Raw genomic sequence first — 21565 nt, 5'->3', positions numbered from 1 at the left:
AAATTGAATCCGCACGCAGCCCGATCGATTTCTCCCTTTGTATTACTTAACACGCTTAAGACCAACCGGGGCCTGATTTATAATCTGATTAAACGTGAAGTAATTGGTCGTTATCGCGGATCTATCATGGGGTTATTATGGTCATTCTTCAATCCCGTCCTCATGCTGACTGTTTATACATTTGTTTTCAGTGTGGTTTTCAAGGCCCGCTGGGTGGGTGGTACTGAATCCAAAACAGAATTTGCCTTGGTGCTATTTGCGGGGCTTATGCTTTTTAATTTATTTGCAGAGTGCTTAAATCGAGCACCCAATCTGATTCTGGGGAATGTTAACTATGTTAAAAAAGTCGTCTTTCCACTCGAAATACTCCCTTTTGTAGCCATGGGTTCTGCTGCTTTTCACCTGTTGATCAGCTTATTTGTCTGGTTGGCGTTTTACTTGATTTTTTTCGGGATTCCCCAAGCAACTATTGTACTGCTACCTGTCCTGTTGATCCCTTTCTTTTTAATGACTCTGGGATTGAGTTGGTTCCTGGCTTCACTAGGCGTCTATCTGCGTGATGTCAGTCAAATTATTGGGGTAATGATGACTGCGCTCATGTTTTTATCGCCCATTTTTTACCCCATCGCTGCTTTGCCTGAAGAATACCATTTATTTATGCAAATCAGCCCGTTAACATTCACCGTTGAACAAGCCCGGGACGTGATGATTTGGGGTAAAGGATTAGATTGGGGTGCTTGGGCAATGTACATGTTACTTGCTGCAATCATTGCTTGGTTTGGATTTGCCTGGTTCCAGAAAACACGCAAAGGATTCGCAGATGTCCTCTGAGATTGCCATCAAGGTTGAGAACCTAAGCAAGTGCTATCACATCTATACAACCCCGCGTGATCGGTTGAAACAGTTTATCTTTCCTCGACTTCACCGCTTTGTTGGTGAAGCAGGACAACAGTACTTCAAGGAGTTCTGGGCACTGAGAGATGTCTCATTCGAAATCAAAAAAGGCGAGAGCATGGGCATCCTGGGCCGGAATGGTTCGGGGAAATCTACCTTATTGCAGATTATTGCAGGAACATTAACACCAACCACAGGGACAGTGGAAACTTTTGGGCGAATAAGTGCCCTTCTAGAACTCGGCTCTGGATTTAATCCGGAATTCAGTGGAAAAGATAATGTCTATTTGAGCGTTGCCCTGCAGGGATTTGGTTCAGATCAGATTGATAAGAAATACGAAGATATTGCTGCTTTTGCTGATATCGGTGAATTTATAGATCAACCGGTCAAGATCTACTCAAGCGGAATGTATGCGCGTCTGGCGTTTTCTGCAGCGATTCACGCCGAACCGGATGTGTTGATTGTAGACGAAATATTAGCGGTGGGTGATGTGCCCTTCCAACAGAAGTGCATCAAGAAACTTTATCAAATGATGGATGATGGCGTTTCCATTCTGCTGGTTTCCCATGATGCCTATCAGATTCGATCAATTTGTCGAAGAGCTCTGTTGTTGCAGGAAGGAAGGCAGTGTATGTTTGAGTCTTCCGAAAAAGTCATGGATGAATATATTGCCTATTGCTCCGCTGCGGGTTCAAAAGCCAAGGCCGAATCATCAGATTTCACTTCCTCTCGTTCGAATATTGGCGGAAACGCTGGTTTCGCTGTCGTGATCAAAAATCCTACTTTGATTACTGGTAATGTTCGGCATGCCACCGAGATTAACAGCTGTGACCCCGTTTGTATCGAGTTCGATTACGAAATACACGGTACCTATTCCGACACCATTTCGTTCGTGGTAAATTTGTATCGTGAAGACGACACTTATGTTTTTGGCATGACCACCGGAATGCAAGGCCTAGCCGAGTTTTCACCTGAAAGTGAGGCTCGTGTCAGCATATATTTTCCTTCGTTACCGCTTGTTTCGGGCAAATATAAGTGGCGGGTAGCGGTAAACGATGGTCGGGGTATGAGCATCCTGGCTGAAGCTGTCCCCGTCTGCCATTTTTCGGTGAATGACGACTTTAGAGCCGTGGGCATTGTCGACATCCCGCACACTTGGAGCCGAGAGATAATTAGCCCTGCTAATGGGTCGAGAACACAACCAGCTGTGAGCGCGATCACCGAGACTTCGGAACGCCCCTTCCCAGAGCAGTCAATATTGTAGGGCAACAAACTAAAAATTAACCGAATGGAACGTGCCACAATAGATTTGTTTGAACGCTCATCGTTAAGGGACGAGCATTTCCATCGATATACGCTTGCTTCTATGCTGGCTGAAGGTAGGGTGGTTGATTGTGCTTGTGGCATTGGCTATGGCAGTACCCTGTTAAACCAAGAGAAAGCGGTTACTTCCTATCTTGGCATGGATCCTTCAGAGGAAGCCATCCGGTATGCAACAGAAAATTATGCCAGGCCAGGTTTCACCTTTACTGTAGGTACGCTTGAGGATAATTCATGTGAAGCAGCCAGCGTCGATACTTTTGTTACGCTTGAAACGCTTGAGCACACTCACGATCCTGAGAGGTGCATTCGGAATGTTAGCCACATCCTCAAAGCCGATGGTCTACTGATTGGAAGCGTTCCGAGTGCTGATTATGAGGAGCTGTGCGAGCAGGTATACGGACCTAATCCCTTTCATCTGCATCGTTTTACTCACAAAGATCTCGAGGATTTACTCGGCCGATATTTTAATTCGGCTCGCATGTTTTCCGCTGAATTTGCTATGGGCACTCTTTTTCGTCCTCTCGATCAGAAGACATCTGACTCTTCTGCAGGGCAGATCATCTTACGTGACAACCATCTGAACAAGGTAGCAGGGTCGCTGTTCTTTATTGCCGGTGGCAAGGCTCGGGTTGGATCGGCCTTGAACAAGCTGGGTCTTATGCAGAAATTCCTCCAGAGCGTACCTAAGATTGTTCTCGACCAGGAAGAAGTAGAACCCGTCAGGCTATCCTTTCAGCGCGCGGAAAATATGATACGCCAACGTGACGAAGCGATGGCAGCCCAAGCAAAGTTACTCGAGGAACGCTGGGCTGTGATGCAATCGATGGAGGAGCAGATTCACCAACGTGACCAGGCGATGGTGGCCCAAGCGCAGATGCTCGAAGCACGCTGGGCTGTGATGCAGTCGATGGAAGAGCAGATTCGCCAGCGTGATGAAACTGTGGCCCTGCAGATACGAGGCATCAGGGGGCTTAAAAGTGTGCTCAATGCGGTTTCTGAAAAAATAGGCTCTGAAGTTTTTTTAAAGATGCTACAAAATAAACAGTATCCCTCCACGCCATTCCTCGACATGGCTTTCAGTCTTTACCTTTTTATAGCCAGGCTTTATCAAGCAGCGCTCAAAGCGGGCGCACAAGATTTATTTTTCTTCTCCCGCGAAGGACAACCTCTTAAAGAAATGTTTGATCTCTATCTATCGTATAGAGACAGTCCAGTCACTATCCGCACTCATTATCTTCAGGTGTCGAGGCGCTCTACTTTCCTGATTTCGCTCGGGCCATTATCGCAAGAAAGATTTCATGTTCTTTTCAGGCAATATCGTCGTATCGCGCTCATTGATTTTTTAAAAAGCCTGGCACTCGAAGAGCATACCCTTTCCCTGGCGCAAGCACTCGGGGTAGATGTCCGCGCTTTTGAAACGGTCAAAGAAGATTTGCCAAATGACCCGCTCTTTCAAAACCTTCTCAAGTTAAAGGTATTCCAGCAACTGTATGAAGAAGAACGTGTCGCCAGAAGTACTGCGTTCGAACGCTATCTTGCCAGCCTGGCAGGCGGCTCAATACCCGAATTGCTGCATGTGGTTGATGTCGGCTGGAAAGGATCGATTCAGGACAATCTCTTTAATTGGCTCAGCCATTTGCATGGCGAGAAAGCCAGAATTGAGGGTTATTATTTAGGGCTGGTGGCAAGCGGCGGTCTCACTGTCCGCAATGCCAAAACCGGCTTACTTTTTTCCAATATTAATCAATTAACGCCAGGCTTTGCTATCTTTAACGAAAACCGCTCACTTTTTGAGATCATTCTTCATGCTGACCACGGCTCAGCCCAACGGTATGGATTAGACGCCAATGGGAATGTACAAATTGTGCAAGATGAATTTAAAGAAAAAAAAATGATTGAGGAAAAGGTATGGCCAGTTTCTCAACCTATTTTTGATTACTTTGGACAGCTTGCTGCGGCCTTGGCAAATATACCGCTAGCCGCTAACGATTTGCTTAAATTCACGCTGAAACGGCATGCGCGCATGGTTTTCCATCCATCTCAAGAGGAGATCGATTGGACATTTTCTGTTTACCATGTGGAAAACTTCGGGGTTTTTGAAGAATCCCGGTTCGGTAACGCCAACAGTCGCGTGTCTCGATTAAGCCAGATGATGTTTACCTGGCATTTGTTACGTCGTCGTCGACCATCAGAACTGGGGTCTTGGCCATGGCTTACTATCAAAATACGGGCGCTGCCAGGGTTGGACAGGCTATATAGCTGGTTCCGACGTTGGCAAAGACGCTGAGGCGGCCTTTAATTGGCGTAGTAATTTTTAATAGGGGGTGCGATGAAGGAGTGATTGCTAAAATTTGATCAATCTCTTTTCGAATTCTCTGACAAAACATTGGTCTGTTGTTAAATATAGTGAAGGTAATTTTTACAATTTAACAAGAGATAAGAGATGAAATTGTGTTTTCTTGTGGGTTCGATGGCGATCAGTGGTGGCACTTATGTGATCGTTCAGCACGCAGCTTATTTACGTGATCATGGATTCGAGGTGACCCTTGCGGTACAAGAACCATTTTCCGCCTTAACGCTTGCCTGGCATGACGAAGCGCCGGCTTTACGCTGCATTCCCATTGTAGAAGCCAAGAAAGAGCATTTCGATCTAGTCATTGCGACCTGGTGGAAGACAGTGTTTGAGCTAAGTCATTTCCAGGCTAAACAATATGCTTATTTTGTTCAGTCGATCGAATCCAATTTTTATCCTGAAGAAGAAGTACCCTTGAGGTTTTTGGTGGAAACGACCTACCGTTTCCCCATTCTGTACGTGACCGAAGCGACCTGGATTCAGCAATACCTGGCGGAAAAGTTTGGTCAGGCGGCTGCACTCGTGCGTAACGGCATTCGGAAGGATATCTATACGCCATCAGGGCCGGCAATTGCACCGCGTAACCTGGCTCGGCCGCCTCGCATACTGGTAGAAGGACATTTCGGTGTTTCATTCAAAAACACCGCGCTAAGTATTCGCCTAGCGCGGGAAGCAGGTGCGAGAGATATCTGGGTACTCACTGGCTCCCCGGTTAGTTGGCTTCCTGGGGTAAACAGAGTCTTTTCGCAAGTACCTATGATAAAGACTGCCCAGATCTATCGTTCCTGCGATATTTTAGTCAAGCTGAGTACAGTAGAAGGGATGTTCGGCCCTCCCTTGGAGATATTTCATTGCGGCGGAACGGCCATCGTGTTTGACGTTACAGGTCACGACGAGTACATCGTCAATGGCGTAAATGCATGCGTAATTTCTTGTGGCAATGCTGATAGAGTCGTCAGCATACTGCAGCGTTTGTTGTCAGATCGCGATACCTTGTCGCAACTGCAACAGGGAGCATTACAAACGGCTACTGCCTGGCCGTCTTGGGAAGAATCCTCCGCACAATTCCACCAATGGGTGGCAGGCTGCCTGCAAGGCTCGGCGCCAGATCGTTCGGTTCTGGTAGCCATGACCGAGCAAGCCTTTGCCGACTATTCGCACGATGAGCAATTACGGCTTGCCCAAAACCCTGCCATTATCCGTCGACACAAATTGAGTGTGCTTGCATCACGCTTTCCGCGCTCAGTAATCCGGAAAGTGAAGCAGCTAGAAGCAATCGGTGAGGTGGCGTTGGGAAGGAGAACAGCATATTGAGGTATAAACTCCGCACCATTGATGTCTGGGATACCTTGTTGAGACGAGATTGTCATCCAGAATGCATCAAGCTGGCTACGGCGCGGCATGTCCTTCTGGGGTGGCCGGACCATCTCAAGCCTGATTTCCAGGAACATTGGGCACTCTATCGAGCGCGTATCGATGCCGAGCGCTTTCTCGCAGAGGCTGCCCGCTCTGAAGGGCAGGATGATGAATACGAAATTTCTGCGGTCTTGCATCAGTGGTTATTGGCAGTTTTCTGCAGGCCTTTTGATACAACGTTACCATGCAAGTTAGCGGAATTCGAATTGCAAGTCGAAATAGCGAGATCATTCAAGGACCCAGATATTGAAGATTTCCTGCTAGCTTATCCAGCAGAGCGTAATTATTTTCTCTCAGACTTTTATATGAATTCAAGCATGCTCGGACGCCTTCTGGAAGAAAAAGGATTGGGCGCTTTAGTTTGCGAAGGCATTGCCTCTTGCGAGATTGGTCTGAATAAGCGTTCAGGACGCCTTTTCCAGCATGTCCACTCTCTCCACGGCATTTTTCCCAAGGAACATGTCCATGTGGGGGACAATCGCTGGTCAGATATCGAAGCGGCTGAAAAGTCTGGCGTGACGGCTGTCCATTACCTGCCTGCCACCTTGCATGCTGAGCGACTGGCTCGAGAACGGCTGTTTTCTTCCCGCGAAGCCCTATTCGAACACATCAGAACCTTATGTGCCGACGAAGCGCTACAAGCTAGCCAAGGTATGTCAGCTAAACAAGCTGCCGCTTTTCGACTTGGGGCGGATGCTGCTCCGCTTTTTATCGGTTTTGCTTTATGGATTGCTGAGCAAGCACTGGTAAAAAAGCTTGATCAGCTCCATTTCCTGACGCGAGAAGGTGAGTTTTTCCATCAGGTATTTACCGCCCTGTTCCCTCAGCAAACATTTTTTGGCCATACCTTGCCACCGTCAAACATATTGGCCGTCAGCCGACTGTCAACTTTCGTCTCATCATTACGGGAGGTAACCATTGGCGAAATGTCCCGTATCTGGGACTTATTCAAGGAACAAAATGTTGCCGGAATGTTTGTCACACTTGGCATCAATATCGCTGATTTCAAAGAAATTCTTAATCAGCTTGAACTAAAACCCGAGGATGTGATTGAAATTCCCCAACAAAACTCTGCTTTAAATAAGCTCTTTGGTACGCCAGAGTTTGTAAATGCATTACAAAACTCCATTGCTCGTCAGCAATCGCTTCTGTGTGATTACTTGATACAAAATGGATGGCAGTCCGATGTCAAAATAGGTGTGGTGGATATTGGCTGGCGTGGCACCATCCAAGACAACCTCGCACTTGTTATGTCAGAGACGAATTTGCATGGCATGTATTTAGGTCTGCGGCGGTTTGTCAATCCCCAGCCTGATAATGTTTCCAAGTCAGCTTATGGTCCCAACGAAAATATCAGCAGTAATGCGAATGATCTGTTTGAGGTTTTTGCCGCACTAGAAATGCTTTGTATGTCTGCCGGAGGAAGTGTAGTGGGTTACCGCCGAACCCCTGATCAAATACTCGCCTGCCGCCAAGTCTCAGGGGATGAAAATGCGGCCTATGACCAGTTCACGCGTTATTTTCAACAAGGGATACTTCTAGCAGCCAAACATTGGCGGTTATATATAGAACGATACGTAATAAGCGCGAGTGAGCTTCAAAACACTGCGCTTAGAGTGTGGGCCACCTTGCGAAGCGCCCCCAGTGTCGACTTGGCGGAATTGTTCATACAAACCCCGCAACATGATGTATTTGGGTTTGGTGATTTTTTTAACAGAAATCAAGCCCCGTCCTTGACCGCCATTTTACTGGCTCCGCTCGTCAAGGAAAGGCGGCGCCAGTTGATTGAATTTATTCGGCGCGTTCAATGGTCAGCAGCCATTCAGCATATCAATGGGCTGAGTCGCTTCCATCGATGGACGCTGGTTTTCACGTTTCGCTTCGCTAATCAAGTGAGGCGTTTGCGCATGAAGGTTCAGTGTTTCCGCAATAGAGATGATGCAAAAATGTGAAGTAATCATTCTATTTCTAAATCCAAACTAACTTTACCTGTTTCCTCTTGCTGGATAATTGGTACCGTCTGCAGCTTGCCTTCACGTCATGTTTGATTTGGAAATGGAATCACTACCGATGATGACGCTGCTCTTCAGGGACTCATGTTGAAGTTTCACGCTGGTAGTCGGACTCACCTATCATTGAGTGTGTGCTCCGTATTCTACCCGCAATGGTTTGGTTCCATGCCAATAGGCTTGAGAATCGCCTGCCATGCTTTAAGTTTCCCTTCAAAAGATATTGAAGCATTAGCCGGACTGGTGGATGGTAGTCGGCTATAGCAGAGCGCATTGCTCTTCATTCTTGGCATGACCAATTGCTTGAAACTGATTTCTGCTTTGGTACCATTAAAGAAAAGGTAGGTGATATTGCGATGGCCATGGAAAAAGTTTTCAAAATCGTTGGCTATCTGCGTTTCAATTTCAATTTTTGCGTCCAAGCTACCGTCTCTTTTACAGGAATGAAGCACATCCCATAATGCAATGCGCGCAGACTTCAACTCCTGAACTTTGTCAGCATAAGATATCGCAGGGTCAAAGGAGAGCAGTTCAGCCATGATGCGCCAGAAAACATTCTGTTTATGCGCATAATATTGCCCCGCAGCTAACGACGCAATTCCCGGCATACTGCCGAGTATGAGGACTTTAGCGTGCTCATCCGCGATCGGTGCAAAGCTATAAATCCTTGTCATTAACGCTCTGTTTATGCTTGAAATATGTAATCCCCAGGATCGTGCTTGCGCCTGATGCATTAACCTGAGCGCCTGCATGAGCCGAAATATTCAAAAAACCACCCTCACCAAAACGGATTTCCTGTTCCTGCAACGGCTGGCAGGAACGCGCTTTATTCATTTTATCTGGCACGTTCAAACAGACCAGTTCATAAATTGCTTTTGCCCAAGCAGCTTCATTATCCGGAATTGGCTTATTTTTTTCTACCGAGCTTTTGTTTCTGCCGCCACCCTCTTCGCGCAAATAAGTAATAGTCCGATGCTGAGGGGTATCTTCCAGTTCTATCCGGTAAAGCGAACTCCGGCCGCCAGGAAGGGGGGCTTCCTTGATGAAAGTCTTGATGAACATCGAATTCCTTCGCTGTAAATAGCCTGCTGCTTCCAGGATGACTGGCACTTCTTCTGGCAGAGTACTCAATGAGATACCTTCGATTTCAAGATCAAGAAAGCGCTGCAAAGGAAACGAATCGCTGGATTCAGCATCGGTCGTTGCGAGTACGGGAGAGGGTTGCAGCAGCAATAGGGTTATTAAAAAGAACATGCTGGCACATTGACGAAAAAGAAGCATCGATGAGTCCTCCAGTCATTTATAGGTAAACGAGTGACCGCTATCAGCCTATTACTGGTATTTTTAAGCTGAAAACATTGTTAAATTTGACTACATTGCTCATGCTAAATTCACTCGCCTAGTTCCCTTTTACATCTCTGCCGATGTCGCGCAAGATAAAGTGGGGTCCAGGCGTGTGGGATGCGAAACACAAAATGATAGCGCGCAACATGATAGCTCGGATCAAAACCGTAGAAATTAAGTTGCATTTGCTGCAATTCTTCCGCCCGGTAGCTGTCCAGTGGTTTTTCCCGTTCGTCCCGTTCTCGTCGCTGCTGTTTGCTGGTAAGGAGATGGGCATAATCAGCGCCTGCTGCTAACTGTTGCGCAATCTGTTCAATTTTTTCACGGAAATCAGCATGATTTAGCTCAAAACAGCCATCGATTAGGCCAATTTGCTGTGCATCCGCGGCATCGATTGGCAAACGATTATCAGTCAGCTCGCTCGCCTTCTTTTTACCGACCCGTTTAGGCAACAGATACGTCCAATATTCTGAACCATACAAGTTACCCATACTCTTGTAGTGCGGATTCAGGATCACGCTTTTACGTGCATAAATCCTGTCGGCTGCAAGCGATAAAAATACCCCCCCTGCCCCCGCGTTACCTTGTAACGCTGCAAGGGTAAGCTGGCGGGTGTTGGTAATGATGGCGCGCACGAGATCATTCATTGCATTGATATTGCGCCAGGATTCATCGGCGGGGCTCGCCGCATGCTCGATCAGATTAAGATGAATCCCATTTGACCAGAAATCCGGCCCACCCATCAGCACGATTACGCGCACCTCGCTTTGACTAGCCATCACATATGCTTCACGTAGCCGCTCGCATTGGCTGCTGCTCATCGCCCCGTTATAAAATACAAAATGAAGATAGCCCACCTGATTACTTTGTTCGAACCAGATATCACGATAAGTGGCATCGCTCCTCTCATCACTGGTGGACAACGATTCAGGCGGTATTACGGGCACATCGGCCATATACTCGCTCAATGCCATTGTAGCGGGTAATTTGAGGGTGGGTTCGGCATCACTTTTTCGCTTCAGATGACCAATCCACACCGCGCCATCGACTGTCGCACGACAAATGGCACCCTGCCGTTGTGCTATCACGGCACCTGGCTTATCTGCATGGAGCGCCGCTTCTGCCCAGGCATCAAATAAATAAAAATGAGCACCATACAGCGAATCGAGTACGCCCGGGAAACCATCTGCCGCAAATATTTTTTTCAGGACAGTATGCGTGTCATCCTGCTGCCATTCAATGGCACGATCCATCTGACGTATCAGCATATGTTGCCTGCCATGGTTATTGCCAAGCTGCTGACATGCCTTAGCGAGCGGTATGGGCTGATACGTACCTGACAGAAAACGATCCACTGCAGTTAGCACAGCGTTAACAGCCGCCTCGGTTACTTCATGCCGGTACAGACTGCTCTTGCTGGCAAAGCGCATCAAAAAGGTTTCATACGCCCAGATATCGCCTGCATCCATTTCGCTATTCGCCTGCAATACCGTCACTCCCCACTCGCGGTAGCCGTGCATGAGCGCCCAGTCCAGCGCAGACGGGCCGCGATCACCGACAATACCCGGATGCACCACAAAACAAGGCACGCTGCGCCATACTGTTTCAGGAATCGCCCGCTTGAGAAAGGGTGCAATCACGAGATCAGGGCGGTAAAGCTCGACCGCTTGCTCTGTAATGGAATCGCTGATGTCGAACTCAAGCGAGACATCATGCCCGCAGCGCGTCAACTCAATAAATAAGCGCTGCGCGAGGCTGTTGAAACTGTGGGTGAGAAAGAGAATGTTCACACTAATTTATTAACCCAGATGCTATTTTAGCTACATATAAGTATATTGCTTTATTTTGGGATCTTAATTCAAGTTATGCTCTGCCAAAGTACGAATGGATCGTTGAATAATGTGTAATCAAGGAATAATTCCATTTCTGAATCAAAAATGACGCAAAGCGAGCCGCAGACAGTATCAATCATGCGGCAAGGTGAAGCCGACAAAGTCAATTTTGATTTTAGCAATGGAATAATAAGGGCGCATTGAATGAGCTCCCTATCTATCTTAGGTAACCAAACTTTCACAGCTATTTATTGCAAGAACCCACATTCGCTATGCGTATGGAAACATGAAGATACCTGGAACTTTACAATGAAATATATCTCATACTTTCGTCTATTGAATTCAAGTTATCAAAAAAGTGATACCTCTGGTTGACTCTTTTACCTTGGTATTCGATAGTCATAAATAAATTACCATATGCATAAATTCATTAGGAAGGAGAAATAATATGGCAACTGGTATTGTAAAATGGTTCAATGATTCTAAAGGTTTTGGTTTTATCACCCCCGATAATGGTGGAGAAGATTTATTTGCCCACTTCTCTGCAATCAATAGCAAGGGTTTTAAAACATTACGCGAAGCTCAACGCGTGACTTTCGAAGTAACGATGGGTCCTAAAGGTAAGCAAGCTACCAATATTGTGCCTCAATAAGTATGAACCCAGCCTGATAAAAAACCCCGGTTTAGCCTAACCGAGGTTTTTTGTCGTGGAAATTCCTATCAAGCTTTACTCCTTTATCCCGAGTACTCATGCACTAGAGGCCAAATGTCATTTTGGTCAGTAAAATAATTTATTTTATTGCGCACAAGCTTGCCTTGCGCAAAGATTTTGATGCATAGGTTTACCATACTCGCGCGCCACGCCTCTGTCACAAGGTTGGTTGATAGGCTTATACCGATCAGTAACGGCAAGATATGTAACTGTACTTGTATGCTCCAAGTCAAATTACCATCCCATTCCTCAGACTTTTATTAACTCTTCTTGCCGCCCAACGGCCTGCGCTATTGGCAGTCGGGAAGAAAAAAGTTTGGAAATGGAAACAGTCAAAGCTCTAGAATAATTCCAATTCCCAATAAAAAAAGTCAATAATCTTTTAAGTAAAATTATTTATTTACAATATATTATGTAATCCTATAATTGATTTTTCTATTGAGAATTAGAATAAGCCCCAAACACGCGTATAGAGTCCCAGCCATCCAGTGCACGTTGTATTAGGCGCACTTCAGGCTCAAAAATTCACCCATTTTTCCTGAACCAATCCTTCAATTCTTTCTCTGGCTCTTGCAATGCATCGTCAATTGAATCAATATTTGAATCACTTTCCCAGACCATGCCACCTGGATCAAGCGCGCGTACCAACGAACTGCTATATTCATCTCTTCCAATTTCTATCCAGCCTTGTTCTTCGATCCAGCAGGTAATTGTTGGGTAGGAACCTGCAAACGTAGTCATTTGAAATTACTTTTATTTTGTCTCAACCGAGTTGATAACCGCGTTTTACCCAATAATGCCAATCGGCAATGGCTTCCTCAGTCCGCCCATCAATATCAACTGGCTCTAACTGTGCGAGTGGAACACCAAAACTTCGGCTTTGCCATTCCACGATAACGAACATTTCATGCATACAATCATCTTCAGGAGCCATTTTAATTACCGACACCTTTTCACCTTTTTTGAGGGGAGAAATAGGCCTTGCTTCGATACAACAGGCTGAAAATGGGAAGGTAATTTTACCTTCCAAGTAGTAATACCATCCTAGCGCCTGCTCTTCTGGTCCATAGGCATCCACGATGACTTCATCCTCTATTCGGCATTCACGCTCTTCATCTCGTTCAATTTCTTTCATTTTAAAAATCTTTACTTTAGTTCAGAAGGGTGCACCCACCGCCCAAACTCAGCCGCTGACTTGGAGCGATGAAGGGATCGAAGGGACATCGGCTGGAGTGCTCGGTTGGGCGGCGCCAATTCGATAGGGTTCAAGATACCACTTCAATGCTGCTGACAGACGTGGAAACGAGTACAAGCCTGCTGTTCTCCACGACTCTCTCTGTGTTTATTATATTCATGTTCTGCTGCGCCCACGCCAGAAGTTCGTCATGCGGAGTAAGATACCAAACACCACGATCTTGAAAGCAGATATACAAATCTTTGTCCATGTATTTTTTAGCAAGCGTATACCTACCCTTGAGCTGGACTTTCGAGAGCTGTTCACCGTCGATGTGTTGTACGATGAAATCTGCACCCTGCCAATCATCTGTTAGCCGAATGGTTGTGAACCCGTAGTCAGCAAGCACCCCCGACACCCTCTGGAAGTTGTATGACTCTTGCTGCCTCGCATTTAGCTCAGCGTAATGGACGGTTTGAAGCTTCATGATGTCGAACGTTCAAAATACCCAACCCGCGCGTCTTTTCGTGCAGATTCGGTGGAATGATGGGTTGCCTTCATGGACGGAAGGCCTCGGGCCAGAGGAAGTATGGTCCATGTTTTGGACTCATCCGAAATTCACCACCTGCATCTTTTCCTTTCGTGGTGATGTAGTTCTTCCCATCTCGGGCTTCGAGATAACCTGATTTGACTAGTTGCTCTATAAATTCATTGGTTTTAACCCCGAGCTTCTGTGCCAGCTTGGACGAAGTTAATTTGTCGCAGGACGGCTCTTCATTCTCTGCGATGATTTCCACTTCCTTTTCGACCGTTTCGACAGAGATACGGATTTCGTCGCTGATGCGAATGATGCGCTGAGCTTCTTCGTAAGCTTCTTTGTATAGATCAGGATCTTCACTACGCCGGATGAGCACACCCATTTCGTTGTTGTTTACTTGGCTGAACTCGTAGAGGTTTAGACTGGTAATAATGCACAGTTCCTCATTGAGGTAGCACTTGGCGTGGAGATTCTTGCAAAAACTTGTGCGGAGATAGGAAAGTGCAGTAAGCCAACTGATTTCACCGGGTTGAAGCTCGCTCTTGCCGTAGACGATACGAACATCAATCTTCAAACGGTTTTTGTCTTCAAGGAGCTCTTTGATCCGATCATTTAGCCGGAGAAAAGGGCTAATAAGAATCAGGCGATCCCTGGCATTCTTAATGAGTTCTTCGAGGAAGTAATTCGTGGCGCTTGTGTTTAAGAATTTTGCCATCACGGTTCCGAGATTGATGAATACTAAAAAAGGGGGAAACTAAATTAGGCCTCCAGAATGACGCAATATAAATATATTATGTCAAAAACGATATCTAACACGACAAGTCGCATGCTATCTCCTTATTTTTATAGAATTGTATTGATTTAGCTTTCATCATAATAACAAACTTTGTTAGATCCATAAATATGATAGATGAATAAGCTAAGCAACATTTCGATACGATGGAAGAAAGGAAAATTGAATTGTTTCTGACTTACTCACAGTTAAAAGAAAACGGAGTGGTCGTCATCTCGTCTCGTCTCTTAACTTAGCCTTATAGTATAAGGCTTGTTTTTTCTTGATTCGCGACCTGATCCTTTTGCTAGCTTTTGCTCTTGATCTTGAATAAATACTTGAACTTTACTTAAAAAAGCGTATCCTACTAACGTCTTTTGGATTCAAGTTGTTAAATGTGGTACTAATAGTTGACCCTTTTTCCTTGACATTCGATGGCTACATACGGATAACCGTAATCATAAATTTATTATTAAGGAAATAGAACATGGCAACAGGTACTGTAAAATGGTTTAACGACGCTAAAGGGTTTGGTTTTATTACTCCAGACAACGGTGGAGAAGATTTATTTGCACACTTTTCTGCAATCAATGCTAATGGCTTCAAGTCATTACGCGAGGCACAGCGTGTGACCTTCGACGTCACGACCGGCCCCAAAGGTAAGCAGGCATCAAATATTGTGCCTCAATAAGTTCGAGCACAAGTAAGCCACATACCCCGGTTAACCGGGGTATTTTTTTGTCTGGTAGAATCAAATCAAATCAAGTAATAAGTAATCATCACGAGCGTTATTTAACAAATACGTGGCAACTGTTCTCCACTTAACCAGTCAACCACCCGCTGGCCGCCAAAACTTGTTTCCATCTGCACGAAATGATGGGAATCTTCGATCACTTCACCAATAACTGCTGCCTCACTACCCAGAGGATGCGCTTGCATGGTTTGTAATAATGTCTCTGCTGCTGCTGCAGGGCAAATGGCGACTAATTTACCTTCGTTGGCAATATAAAGCGGATCAAATCCCAAAAATTCGCAGGCAGCTCTGACTTGTTCACGAATGGGGAGTTTATTTTCATACACCATCATGCCCACGCCAGCTTGGCGTGCAATCTCATTCAGTGTAGTCGCGAGTCCACCACGTGTTGGGTCGCGCAGCACATGAATCGTGGGAACAGCTTCGATCATACAGGTTACCAGCTCATGCAAGGAAGCAGTATCAGACTGGATAGTAGTATGAAAAGTAAGATTTTCACGCAGTGACAGAATAGCGATACCATGATCACCGAGCGTGCCAGACACCAGAATCTTGTCGCCGGGCTGCGCGCGCTCGGCTGAAATTTGAAGACCTTCAGGCACGACCCCGACACCCGTGGTAGTGATAAATATTCCGTCCCCTTTGCCTTGTTCCACTACTTTGGTATCGCCGGTAATAATGGAGACCCCCGCCTGTTGCGCCGCTTTTGCCATCGATTCAACAATGCGCTTGAGATCTGCCAGTGGGAAGCCTTCTTCCAGAATAAAGCTGGCAGATAAATAGAGCGGCCTGGCGCCAGACATCGCTACATCATTGAGTGTGCCATGTACCGACAAGCTGCCGATATCGCCACCCGGAAAAAACAGGGGTGAAACCACATGGCTATCGGTCGACATCACCATGCGCCCTGCTGGTACTGCAAAACAGGCCTGGTCATTCATCTGGCGCAGCATGTCGTTATCAAAAGCAGTGAGGAACAAGCTATCGATCAGCTGCATCATCATGCGCCCGCCCCCGCCGTGCGCCATTTCCACCCGACCTTTTTTGAAATCAAGCGGGCGAATATAAGCCGTTTTGCTCACTTTAACCTGGTTTCCAGTTGATATCATGCCGTCTGTCGAAAACGGCCATAACTGTAATATGCCGCACAGGCCCCTTCCGATGAGACCATGCAGGAACCAATCGGATTGTCAGGCGTACAGACAGTACCAAAAATTTTGCAATCCTTGGGATGCTTGATGCCGCGCAGAATAGCGCCACATTCGCATGCTTTATTATCAGCGATGGAGAGCGCGGGTATTTGAAAGCGCTTTTCTGCATCAAAATCACTAAAAGCTGCCTTGATGCGCAGTGCGCTGTAAGGCACCCAACCGAGACCGCGCCATTCAAACGCTCGCCGCAGCTCAAATACTTCTGCGACCAGATGCTGCGCCTTGAGATTGCCTTGATACGTTACTGCACGGGTAAACTCATTTTCCACCTGCGCCCGCCCTTCGTTGATCTGCCGGATCAGCATGAGAATCGCCTGCATGACATCGAGCGGTTCAAAGCCCGCAATCACCACAGGTTTCTGAAACTCTTCTGCGAAATACTCATAAGGCCGGCTGCCTATGACAGCCGAGACATGAGCCGGTCCGATAAAACCATCCAGCGGCACCCAGCCGAACTGGCGCACTTCCGGAGACTGCAGGATGTGAGAAATAGCGGAAGGCGTCAGCACGTGATTGCAAAATACGCTGAAATTGGTCAAACCCAATGCTTGTGCTTGCTTGATCACGATCGCGCTGGGTGGCGTAGTGGTCTCAAAACCGATAGCAAGAAAGACGACCTGCCGCTGTGGATTTTGCTGAGCAATCTTGATCGCATCCGTACTGGAATAGATCATCCGTATATCGGCCCCTTGTGCCTTGATTTTCAGCAAACTCATACCCCGATGAGTCGGGACACGCAGCATATCGCCATAACTGCATAAAATCACCTCCGCTTGCTGCGCTAATTGAATGGCATTTTCAATCCGTCCAATGGGCAAAACGCAAACCGGACAGCCAGGCCCATGGATCATATGCACGTTGCTCGGCAGCAGATCGGGTATGCCATAGCGTGAAATGGCATGCGTATGACCGCCGCAAAATTCCATCAGATGGTAGTGCCGCCGAGGATCCACTTCACGCACAATTCGAGCAGCAATTTTTTTTGCTAATCCCCCGTCACGGAATTCATCTATGTATTTCATATTGATTACTCAGCAGAAAATGGATCATTTTGTGCTTGCATTTCAGCAAACAGTGCTAAAGTATGTTCTGCTTCACTCGGATCTATTTTTTGTAATGCGAAACCGACATGCACGATAACATAATCGCCAGGTTTGACATCTTCCACCAGCGCCAGCGAAACTTCTCGGCGTACTCCACTTAAATTGACGATTGCGCAATCTTCCGCGACAATTTCTTCTACGCAAGCAGGAATAGCGAGGCACATAATGAATTTAAATCATCAGACAATAATGCATTTAAATAGGAAAATTACCCGGATTATTGCTAAACCACCTCCGAAAGAACCATAATAACGTGATTTAACACTATTAACCAGACTAGAAAAATTTCTTTACTATTTTTTATTTTTTTAAAATGTATAGCCGATTACTTGTATTGATTTTTTGCCTGTTCATCTCCAACCTATCCAGCGCACATAATCATGTCTGGATAATGGTAGATACCAAAACGTCCACCTTATCAGTTATGAAAGGAATGATACTAGAAGCGGTTTTTAAAGATATCGCCATCGGACGCTTTGGTGCCAGCAAGGCCAGAATGATGGGTGATAACAGAACACCGCTCGGTAGTTTCAAGATCGATCGGATAAAAGAACCCAGCCGCTACTACCGTTTCTTTGGTCTGGATTTCCCGAATCGAGAAGCCGCTGATCTTGCTCTGGCGGAAAATCGGATTACTAAAGAAACATGGCAATCCATTATCTATGCCATCGAGGCAGGAAGAACGCCTCCTCAAAATACGCCGTTGGGTGGTCATTTAGGTATTCACGGACTCGGACGAGCAGATCAACAGGTCCACGGGCTATACAACTGGACTAATGGCTGTATTGCACTTACCAATACGCAGATTGATCAACTCAGCAAATGGCTCAAACCCGGGGTAACTGTCGAAATTTGGTAACCATCCAGCAGGTTTGATTAAAAAAAATATATCGCTGAGTATTGAATTTGTTTTTAGGGCGCCTCTAAAAATTCAGATTCCTAAACAAGAAAAGGCGAGAACAGAAAATATTCATGCAGCATATGATTGATTGGTAATGAGACATTTTTTTGAACAAGAGAGCATTGAGACGAGACGGAGTAAGTAAGCAATCCGCGAAGGAAGCGGATACTCGCAAATATAAGTTTTTAGAGGCGCCCTTTATACATTCTGTGACCCATAGTTTTATCCCTGTTGGTTTTAAGCGCACGATCATAATATGGGAACTGCCAGGCTTCTTCATTCCTTCTGCAAATCAAGTTCATCAGCTTTAGAAAGGCCTCTTGAAGAAGCGAGCTCCTTCTTATTAATGCTCAGCTTGATCCGAGGAGTGAGTGTGGTGTTGCAATGATGAATTTACCGTTATTTTAAGTCTCACTCTACTAGGGTCTGTTGACGTTTTAAGATAAGTATTTCATAGGTAAAAACAAACTCGTAATATTGGGGTTCTTTACACTACCAACAAAACGAGTTTGCGATGCCCCGAATGATGCTCAATGATGAGTACTGGTCGAAGCTGGAGAAGATTCTGCTTCAAGAATCGATTTATAACAAGCGCAATCTGCGCATGACGGTAGAAGGCATACTGTATCGAATGCGGGTTGGCTGTCCATGGCGCGATCTGCCCAGGGTGTTCGGCTGCTGGAATTCTATCTATAAAAGATTCAATGCATGGTCATTGAGCAGGAAATGGCTCAATGTTTTCAAAGCATTGGCTGTTGATCCCGATTGGGAATGGAGATTTATGGATGGCAGTTATGTTAAAGCGCATCAACATAGTGCGGGAGCAGCGAGTCAAGAATCGCAGGCTATCGGGAAAAGCCGTGCAGGCAATACCACCAGGATCCATTTAGCGGTCGATGGGTATGGTTTGCCAGTTGAGTTTGAAATTACCGGTGGAGAAGTCAATGACTGTTCTGCCGCACCTGATTTGATTGCCAGGTTGCCTGACGCAAAAACAATCGTTGCGGACAAGGGCTATGACAGCGAATGGTTACGGGAACAGATAACGAAGAAGGGAGCTCGGGCTGTGATACCGGGAAAGCGCAACTCGTTGAAGGGTAATGCAGATATGGATTGGGGTTTATATAAATACCGGCATTTGGTGGAGAATGCTTTTGCCCGGCTAAAGCAGTATCGGGCAATAGCAACGCGATACGACAAACTGAAGCGAAATTACGAGAGTATGGTAGCCATAGCGTGTGGATATCTGTGGCTACCTATGTGAAATGTCAACAGACCCTAGTGCACATTATCAAATCTTATTTTCTTCAGTTCGACCTTACCATATTATTTATACTGTCTAGGTTTACCTTCGCATCTATTTGATAGAAGAGATAGAGGAGGAGTATTGTCATGGCCTTGCTCAAGCCAGTCCCTTTGCTAACCCCTTTAATAATCCCTTTGCTAGTCCCTTTTTTCTTTCTCGTTCTCCTCTCATCGGGTATTTGTGCACAACCAGTACCAGCAACTAAGCCGGCGGCACCAGCCACAACCCAATCTACTGAGTCACCCTCGTCAGATGAATCACTGTATGAACTGCTGACCACTATCAAGGAAACTGAAAATGAGCGCACTGCTCTCAGCGAGCAATTAAAAGACACTTCCAATCCAGCGGACAAACAACAGACCCTAAAACAATTGCAATCACTCGATCAACGTTTAATTGATTTGAAGAACTCTTTTGAAGAAACGGTCACCGGAGGGCAAGGTCTTGCAACATTAGCCGAGAAACCGGAAGAAAAAGCCCCATTCAACTGGAAAAAGGAATTAGAGGAGATTGTACGGCCCCTCATGGATGATCTAAAGCAGTTGACCGAGCGACCGCGCAAGATGGAGCAGCTAAAAAATGAACAAATGTTGCAAGAAGATCACTTGCAGCTCGCTGACGCAGCAATTGCAGAACTGGAGAAAACGCTGGCACAAAGCAAGCATGCAACAGTCAGGCACGCGCTTAAAGATTTGCTTAATCAATGGCAGGAGCCACGTAAAAATGCCGAAAGCCGTCTGCAACGAATTGATACCGAACTGCAGCGTTTAATTGCCCCTAGTGAGGAACTGGGTGAGGAATTGATCACCAAATTGCAAAAGTTTGCTAGCGGGCGTGGGCTTAATTTAATACTGGCGCTGTGCGGTTTTGTGTTGATTTATCTGGTGCTGATAGGCCTCGGGCGATTGATCAGACGGCTGCCAAGTCGAAAGCATGAACCCGGAACACGACGACTGGCTCGAGCTATTGCCTTGTTGCTTCGAACGCTGACCGTGACCCTGGCTTTATTTACCGCTATGCTTATTTTGTACGTTCTTGGCGACTGGCTGTTATTTGGACTCATGGTTTTGCTGATGATCACATTAATTTGGGGATTACAAAAATCGTTGCCACGTTATATCCGAGAAATTCGCCTTCTGCTCAATATGGGTGGCGTTCGAGAAGGTGAACGCATCTTATACAATGGACTACCTTGGCGGATTGCTTCACTTAACCTCTTTTCAACACTGTACAATCCTTTGCTTGATGGGGGGTTACTGCGTCTTCCTATTGACCGCTTGGTAGATTTGCAGTCGCGTCCATATTCCCCGGAAGAACCCTGGTTCCCCAGCCAAGTAGGCGATATCGTCATTCTGGAGGGCGACATTTATGGCAAAGTATTACTTCAAACGCCAGAAATAGTGCAAATGCATATAATGGGAGCCACTACCACCTTCAGCGTAGCTAACTATCTTGGCAAAAAACCTCGTAACCTATCGCGAGATGGTTTTGCTATACCGATCAACTTCAAACTGAATTATCTGCATCATGAGACTATTCTGACCGATATTGTGCCCACATTACGCGCCTATCTGGAAGAGCAGTTGGCGCAACAACCCTTTCATCCTCATCTAACGGGACTGCTAGTAGAATTCAATGAGGCGGCCAATTCCTCATTGAATCTGCTGATCGTGGGCATGTTTACGGGTGCCGGCACGGAAGATTACTGGTCGATCCATCGTTTCTTGCACCGTACCATACTCAGCGCCTGCAATCATTACAACTGGGCGATTGCTTAACCATCTGCCACCTACGCAGCCATTGCTCCTTTGGTTAATCATCCAACCTAGCATGTGTTGCTGGCTGTTAGTCATTCTATTTCCAAATTAAACATGACGCGAAGGCGAACCGCAGACAATATAAATAAAACGGCAATGTAAAGCC

The 21565-nt window shown here is 46.1% G+C and carries 20 protein-coding genes; 10 read left to right on the top strand and 10 right to left on the bottom strand.

All coding sequences use genetic code 11. The features are described from left to right. Positions 1 to 3: 3 nt before the first annotated feature. The 5 genes from AAW31_RS09855 to AAW31_RS09835 all read left to right on the top strand — a co-directional run bounded on the left by AAW31_RS09855 (position 4) and on the right by AAW31_RS09835 (position 7938). Positions 4 to 831 (top strand): ABC transporter permease, encoded by an 828-nt coding sequence (locus AAW31_RS09855; RefSeq protein ID WP_046850120.1) that lies wholly within the window; start codon positions 4 to 6, stop codon positions 829 to 831. Continuing rightward, on the top strand, positions 821 to 2158 hold the full coding sequence (locus AAW31_RS09850; protein ID WP_082110402.1) for an ABC transporter ATP-binding protein: 1338 nt from the start codon (positions 821 to 823) through the stop codon (positions 2156 to 2158). Before AAW31_RS09855 ends, AAW31_RS09850 begins: the two co-directional genes overlap by 11 nt. 24 nt (positions 2159 to 2182) lie before the next feature. Then, on the top strand, positions 2183 to 4504 hold the full coding sequence (locus AAW31_RS18930; RefSeq protein ID WP_082110401.1) for a methyltransferase domain-containing protein: 2322 nt from the start codon (positions 2183 to 2185) through the stop codon (positions 4502 to 4504). A gap of 156 nt (positions 4505 to 4660) precedes the next feature. Next, positions 4661 to 5884 (top strand): glycosyltransferase, encoded by a 1224-nt coding sequence (locus AAW31_RS09840; protein ID WP_046850119.1) that lies wholly within the window; start codon positions 4661 to 4663, stop codon positions 5882 to 5884. Next, positions 5881 to 7938, top strand: a complete 2058-nt coding sequence (locus AAW31_RS09835; RefSeq protein WP_046850118.1) for an HAD family hydrolase — start codon at positions 5881 to 5883, stop codon at positions 7936 to 7938. The genes AAW31_RS09840 and AAW31_RS09835 overlap by 4 nt, the downstream gene beginning before the upstream one ends. A 203-nt stretch (positions 7939 to 8141) precedes the next feature. Here the strand turns inward: AAW31_RS09835 and AAW31_RS09830 are convergent, their stop codons facing one another. The 3 genes from AAW31_RS09830 to AAW31_RS09820 form a co-directional block, all read right to left on the bottom strand. Continuing rightward, positions 8142 to 8669 (bottom strand): DNA-deoxyinosine glycosylase, encoded by a 528-nt coding sequence (locus AAW31_RS09830; protein ID WP_046850117.1) that lies wholly within the window; start codon positions 8667 to 8669, stop codon positions 8142 to 8144. Beyond that, positions 8653 to 9276 (bottom strand): hypothetical protein, encoded by a 624-nt coding sequence (locus AAW31_RS09825; RefSeq protein ID WP_046850116.1) that lies wholly within the window; start codon positions 9274 to 9276, stop codon positions 8653 to 8655. Before AAW31_RS09825 ends, AAW31_RS09830 begins: the two co-directional genes overlap by 17 nt. A gap of 110 nt (positions 9277 to 9386) precedes the next feature. Then, on the bottom strand, positions 9387 to 11129 hold the full coding sequence (locus tag AAW31_RS09820) for a hydrogenase maturation protein (RefSeq protein WP_046850115.1): 1743 nt from the start codon (positions 11127 to 11129) through the stop codon (positions 9387 to 9389). A gap of 490 nt (positions 11130 to 11619) precedes the next feature. Between AAW31_RS09820 and AAW31_RS09815 the strand changes: the two genes are divergently transcribed. Beyond that, positions 11620 to 11823 (top strand): cold-shock protein, encoded by a 204-nt coding sequence (locus tag AAW31_RS09815; RefSeq protein ID WP_046850114.1) that lies wholly within the window; start codon positions 11620 to 11622, stop codon positions 11821 to 11823. A 585-nt stretch (positions 11824 to 12408) separates the two neighbouring features. On the opposite strand, the gene AAW31_RS09810 is transcribed toward AAW31_RS09815, so the two are convergent. The 4 genes from AAW31_RS09810 to AAW31_RS09795 form a co-directional block, all read right to left on the bottom strand. After that, positions 12409 to 12624, bottom strand: coding sequence for a hypothetical protein (locus AAW31_RS09810; RefSeq protein WP_046850113.1), 216 nt, complete (start codon positions 12622 to 12624; stop codon positions 12409 to 12411). A 22-nt stretch (positions 12625 to 12646) separates the two neighbouring features. Next, a complete protein-coding gene (locus AAW31_RS09805) occupies positions 12647 to 13018 on the bottom strand; it encodes a calcium-binding protein (protein WP_046850112.1) in 372 nt (123 codons plus the stop codon). Positions 13019 to 13148: 130 nt separating this feature from the next. Further along, positions 13149 to 13544: a hypothetical protein gene (locus AAW31_RS09800; protein WP_046850111.1), complete on the bottom strand. Its 396-nt coding sequence runs from the start codon at positions 13542 to 13544 to the stop codon at positions 13149 to 13151. Positions 13545 to 13614: 70 nt separating this feature from the next. Further along, positions 13615 to 14310 carry a phospholipase D family protein gene (locus tag AAW31_RS09795; protein ID WP_046850110.1) on the bottom strand — a complete coding sequence of 232 codons (696 nt, stop codon included), beginning with the start codon at positions 14308 to 14310 and terminating at the stop codon, positions 13615 to 13617. 544 nt (positions 14311 to 14854) lie between these two features. Between AAW31_RS09795 and AAW31_RS09790 the strand changes: the two genes are divergently transcribed. Further along, complete coding sequence (locus tag AAW31_RS09790) at positions 14855 to 15058, top strand: cold-shock protein (protein ID WP_046850109.1); 204 nt, start codon at positions 14855 to 14857, stop codon at positions 15056 to 15058. 101 nt (positions 15059 to 15159) lie between these two features. On the opposite strand, the gene hypE is transcribed toward AAW31_RS09790, so the two are convergent. From hypE to AAW31_RS09775, 3 genes are read right to left on the bottom strand one after another with little or no spacing between them, the layout of a single operon-like run. Beyond that, complete coding sequence (gene hypE, locus AAW31_RS09785; protein WP_046850108.1) at positions 15160 to 16230, bottom strand: hydrogenase expression/formation protein HypE; 1071 nt, start codon at positions 16228 to 16230, stop codon at positions 15160 to 15162. Continuing rightward, positions 16227 to 17354, bottom strand: a complete 1128-nt coding sequence (gene hypD / locus AAW31_RS09780) for a hydrogenase formation protein HypD (RefSeq protein ID WP_046850107.1) — start codon at positions 17352 to 17354, stop codon at positions 16227 to 16229. Before hypD ends, hypE begins: the two co-directional genes overlap by 4 nt. A gap of 5 nt (positions 17355 to 17359) precedes the next feature. Beyond that, positions 17360 to 17599: a HypC/HybG/HupF family hydrogenase formation chaperone gene (locus AAW31_RS09775; RefSeq protein ID WP_046850106.1), complete on the bottom strand. Its 240-nt coding sequence runs from the start codon at positions 17597 to 17599 to the stop codon at positions 17360 to 17362. Between the two features lie 227 nt (positions 17600 to 17826). Here AAW31_RS09775 and AAW31_RS09770 point away from each other — a divergent pair, with 227 nt between their 5' ends. The 3 genes from AAW31_RS09770 to AAW31_RS09755 all read left to right on the top strand — a co-directional run bounded on the left by AAW31_RS09770 (position 17827) and on the right by AAW31_RS09755 (position 21420). Then, positions 17827 to 18294, top strand: a complete 468-nt coding sequence (locus AAW31_RS09770; RefSeq protein ID WP_235264348.1) for a L,D-transpeptidase — start codon at positions 17827 to 17829, stop codon at positions 18292 to 18294. 556 nt (positions 18295 to 18850) lie between these two features. Further along, positions 18851 to 19600 carry an IS5 family transposase gene (locus AAW31_RS09760; protein ID WP_082110400.1) on the top strand — a complete coding sequence of 250 codons (750 nt, stop codon included), beginning with the start codon at positions 18851 to 18853 and terminating at the stop codon, positions 19598 to 19600. Between the two features lie 128 nt (positions 19601 to 19728). Continuing rightward, positions 19729 to 21420, top strand: coding sequence for an AAA family ATPase (locus AAW31_RS09755; RefSeq protein WP_046850103.1), 1692 nt, complete (start codon positions 19729 to 19731; stop codon positions 21418 to 21420). The last annotated feature ends 145 nt before the right edge of the window (positions 21421 to 21565 follow it).

Source organism: Nitrosomonas communis (genome assembly GCF_001007935.1).
In the GTDB taxonomy this organism is placed as follows: Bacteria; Pseudomonadota; Gammaproteobacteria; order Burkholderiales; family Nitrosomonadaceae; genus Nitrosomonas; species Nitrosomonas communis.
Note: the sequence above shows the minus strand (reverse complement) of the source record. Positions and strands in the feature narration are given on the sequence as shown.

Excerpts from the sequence above, each read along its gene's own strand:
- AAW31_RS09815 (WP_046850114.1), top strand. The coding sequence starts at position 11,620 with ATGGCAACTGGTATTGTAAAATGGTTCAATGATTCTAAAGGTTTTGGT.
- AAW31_RS09755 (WP_046850103.1), top strand. The coding sequence starts at position 19,729 with ATGGCCTTGCTCAAGCCAGTCCCTTTGCTAACCCCTTTAATAATCCCT.
- hypD (WP_046850107.1), bottom strand. The coding sequence starts at position 17,354 with ATGAAATACATAGATGAATTCCGTGACGGGGGATTAGCAAAAAAAATT.
- AAW31_RS09760 (WP_082110400.1), top strand. The coding sequence starts at position 18,851 with ATGCCCCGAATGATGCTCAATGATGAGTACTGGTCGAAGCTGGAGAAG.
- AAW31_RS09790 (WP_046850109.1), top strand. The coding sequence starts at position 14,855 with ATGGCAACAGGTACTGTAAAATGGTTTAACGACGCTAAAGGGTTTGGT.
- AAW31_RS09805 (WP_046850112.1), bottom strand. The coding sequence starts at position 13,018 with ATGAAAGAAATTGAACGAGATGAAGAGCGTGAATGCCGAATAGAGGAT.
- AAW31_RS09850 (WP_082110402.1), top strand. The coding sequence starts at position 821 with ATGTCCTCTGAGATTGCCATCAAGGTTGAGAACCTAAGCAAGTGCTAT.
- AAW31_RS09795 (WP_046850110.1), bottom strand. The coding sequence starts at position 14,310 with ATGGCAAAATTCTTAAACACAAGCGCCACGAATTACTTCCTCGAAGAA.
- AAW31_RS09825 (WP_046850116.1), bottom strand. The coding sequence starts at position 9,276 with ATGCTTCTTTTTCGTCAATGTGCCAGCATGTTCTTTTTAATAACCCTA.
- AAW31_RS09775 (WP_046850106.1), bottom strand. The coding sequence starts at position 17,599 with ATGTGCCTCGCTATTCCTGCTTGCGTAGAAGAAATTGTCGCGGAAGAT.
- AAW31_RS09830 (WP_046850117.1), bottom strand. The coding sequence starts at position 8,669 with ATGACAAGGATTTATAGCTTTGCACCGATCGCGGATGAGCACGCTAAA.
- hypE (WP_046850108.1), bottom strand. The coding sequence starts at position 16,230 with ATGATATCAACTGGAAACCAGGTTAAAGTGAGCAAAACGGCTTATATT.
- AAW31_RS18930 (WP_082110401.1), top strand. The coding sequence starts at position 2,183 with ATGGAACGTGCCACAATAGATTTGTTTGAACGCTCATCGTTAAGGGAC.
- AAW31_RS09800 (WP_046850111.1), bottom strand. The coding sequence starts at position 13,544 with ATGAAGCTTCAAACCGTCCATTACGCTGAGCTAAATGCGAGGCAGCAA.
- AAW31_RS09810 (WP_046850113.1), bottom strand. The coding sequence starts at position 12,624 with ATGACTACGTTTGCAGGTTCCTACCCAACAATTACCTGCTGGATCGAA.
- AAW31_RS09770 (WP_235264348.1), top strand. The coding sequence starts at position 17,827 with ATGGTAGATACCAAAACGTCCACCTTATCAGTTATGAAAGGAATGATA.
- AAW31_RS09840 (WP_046850119.1), top strand. The coding sequence starts at position 4,661 with ATGAAATTGTGTTTTCTTGTGGGTTCGATGGCGATCAGTGGTGGCACT.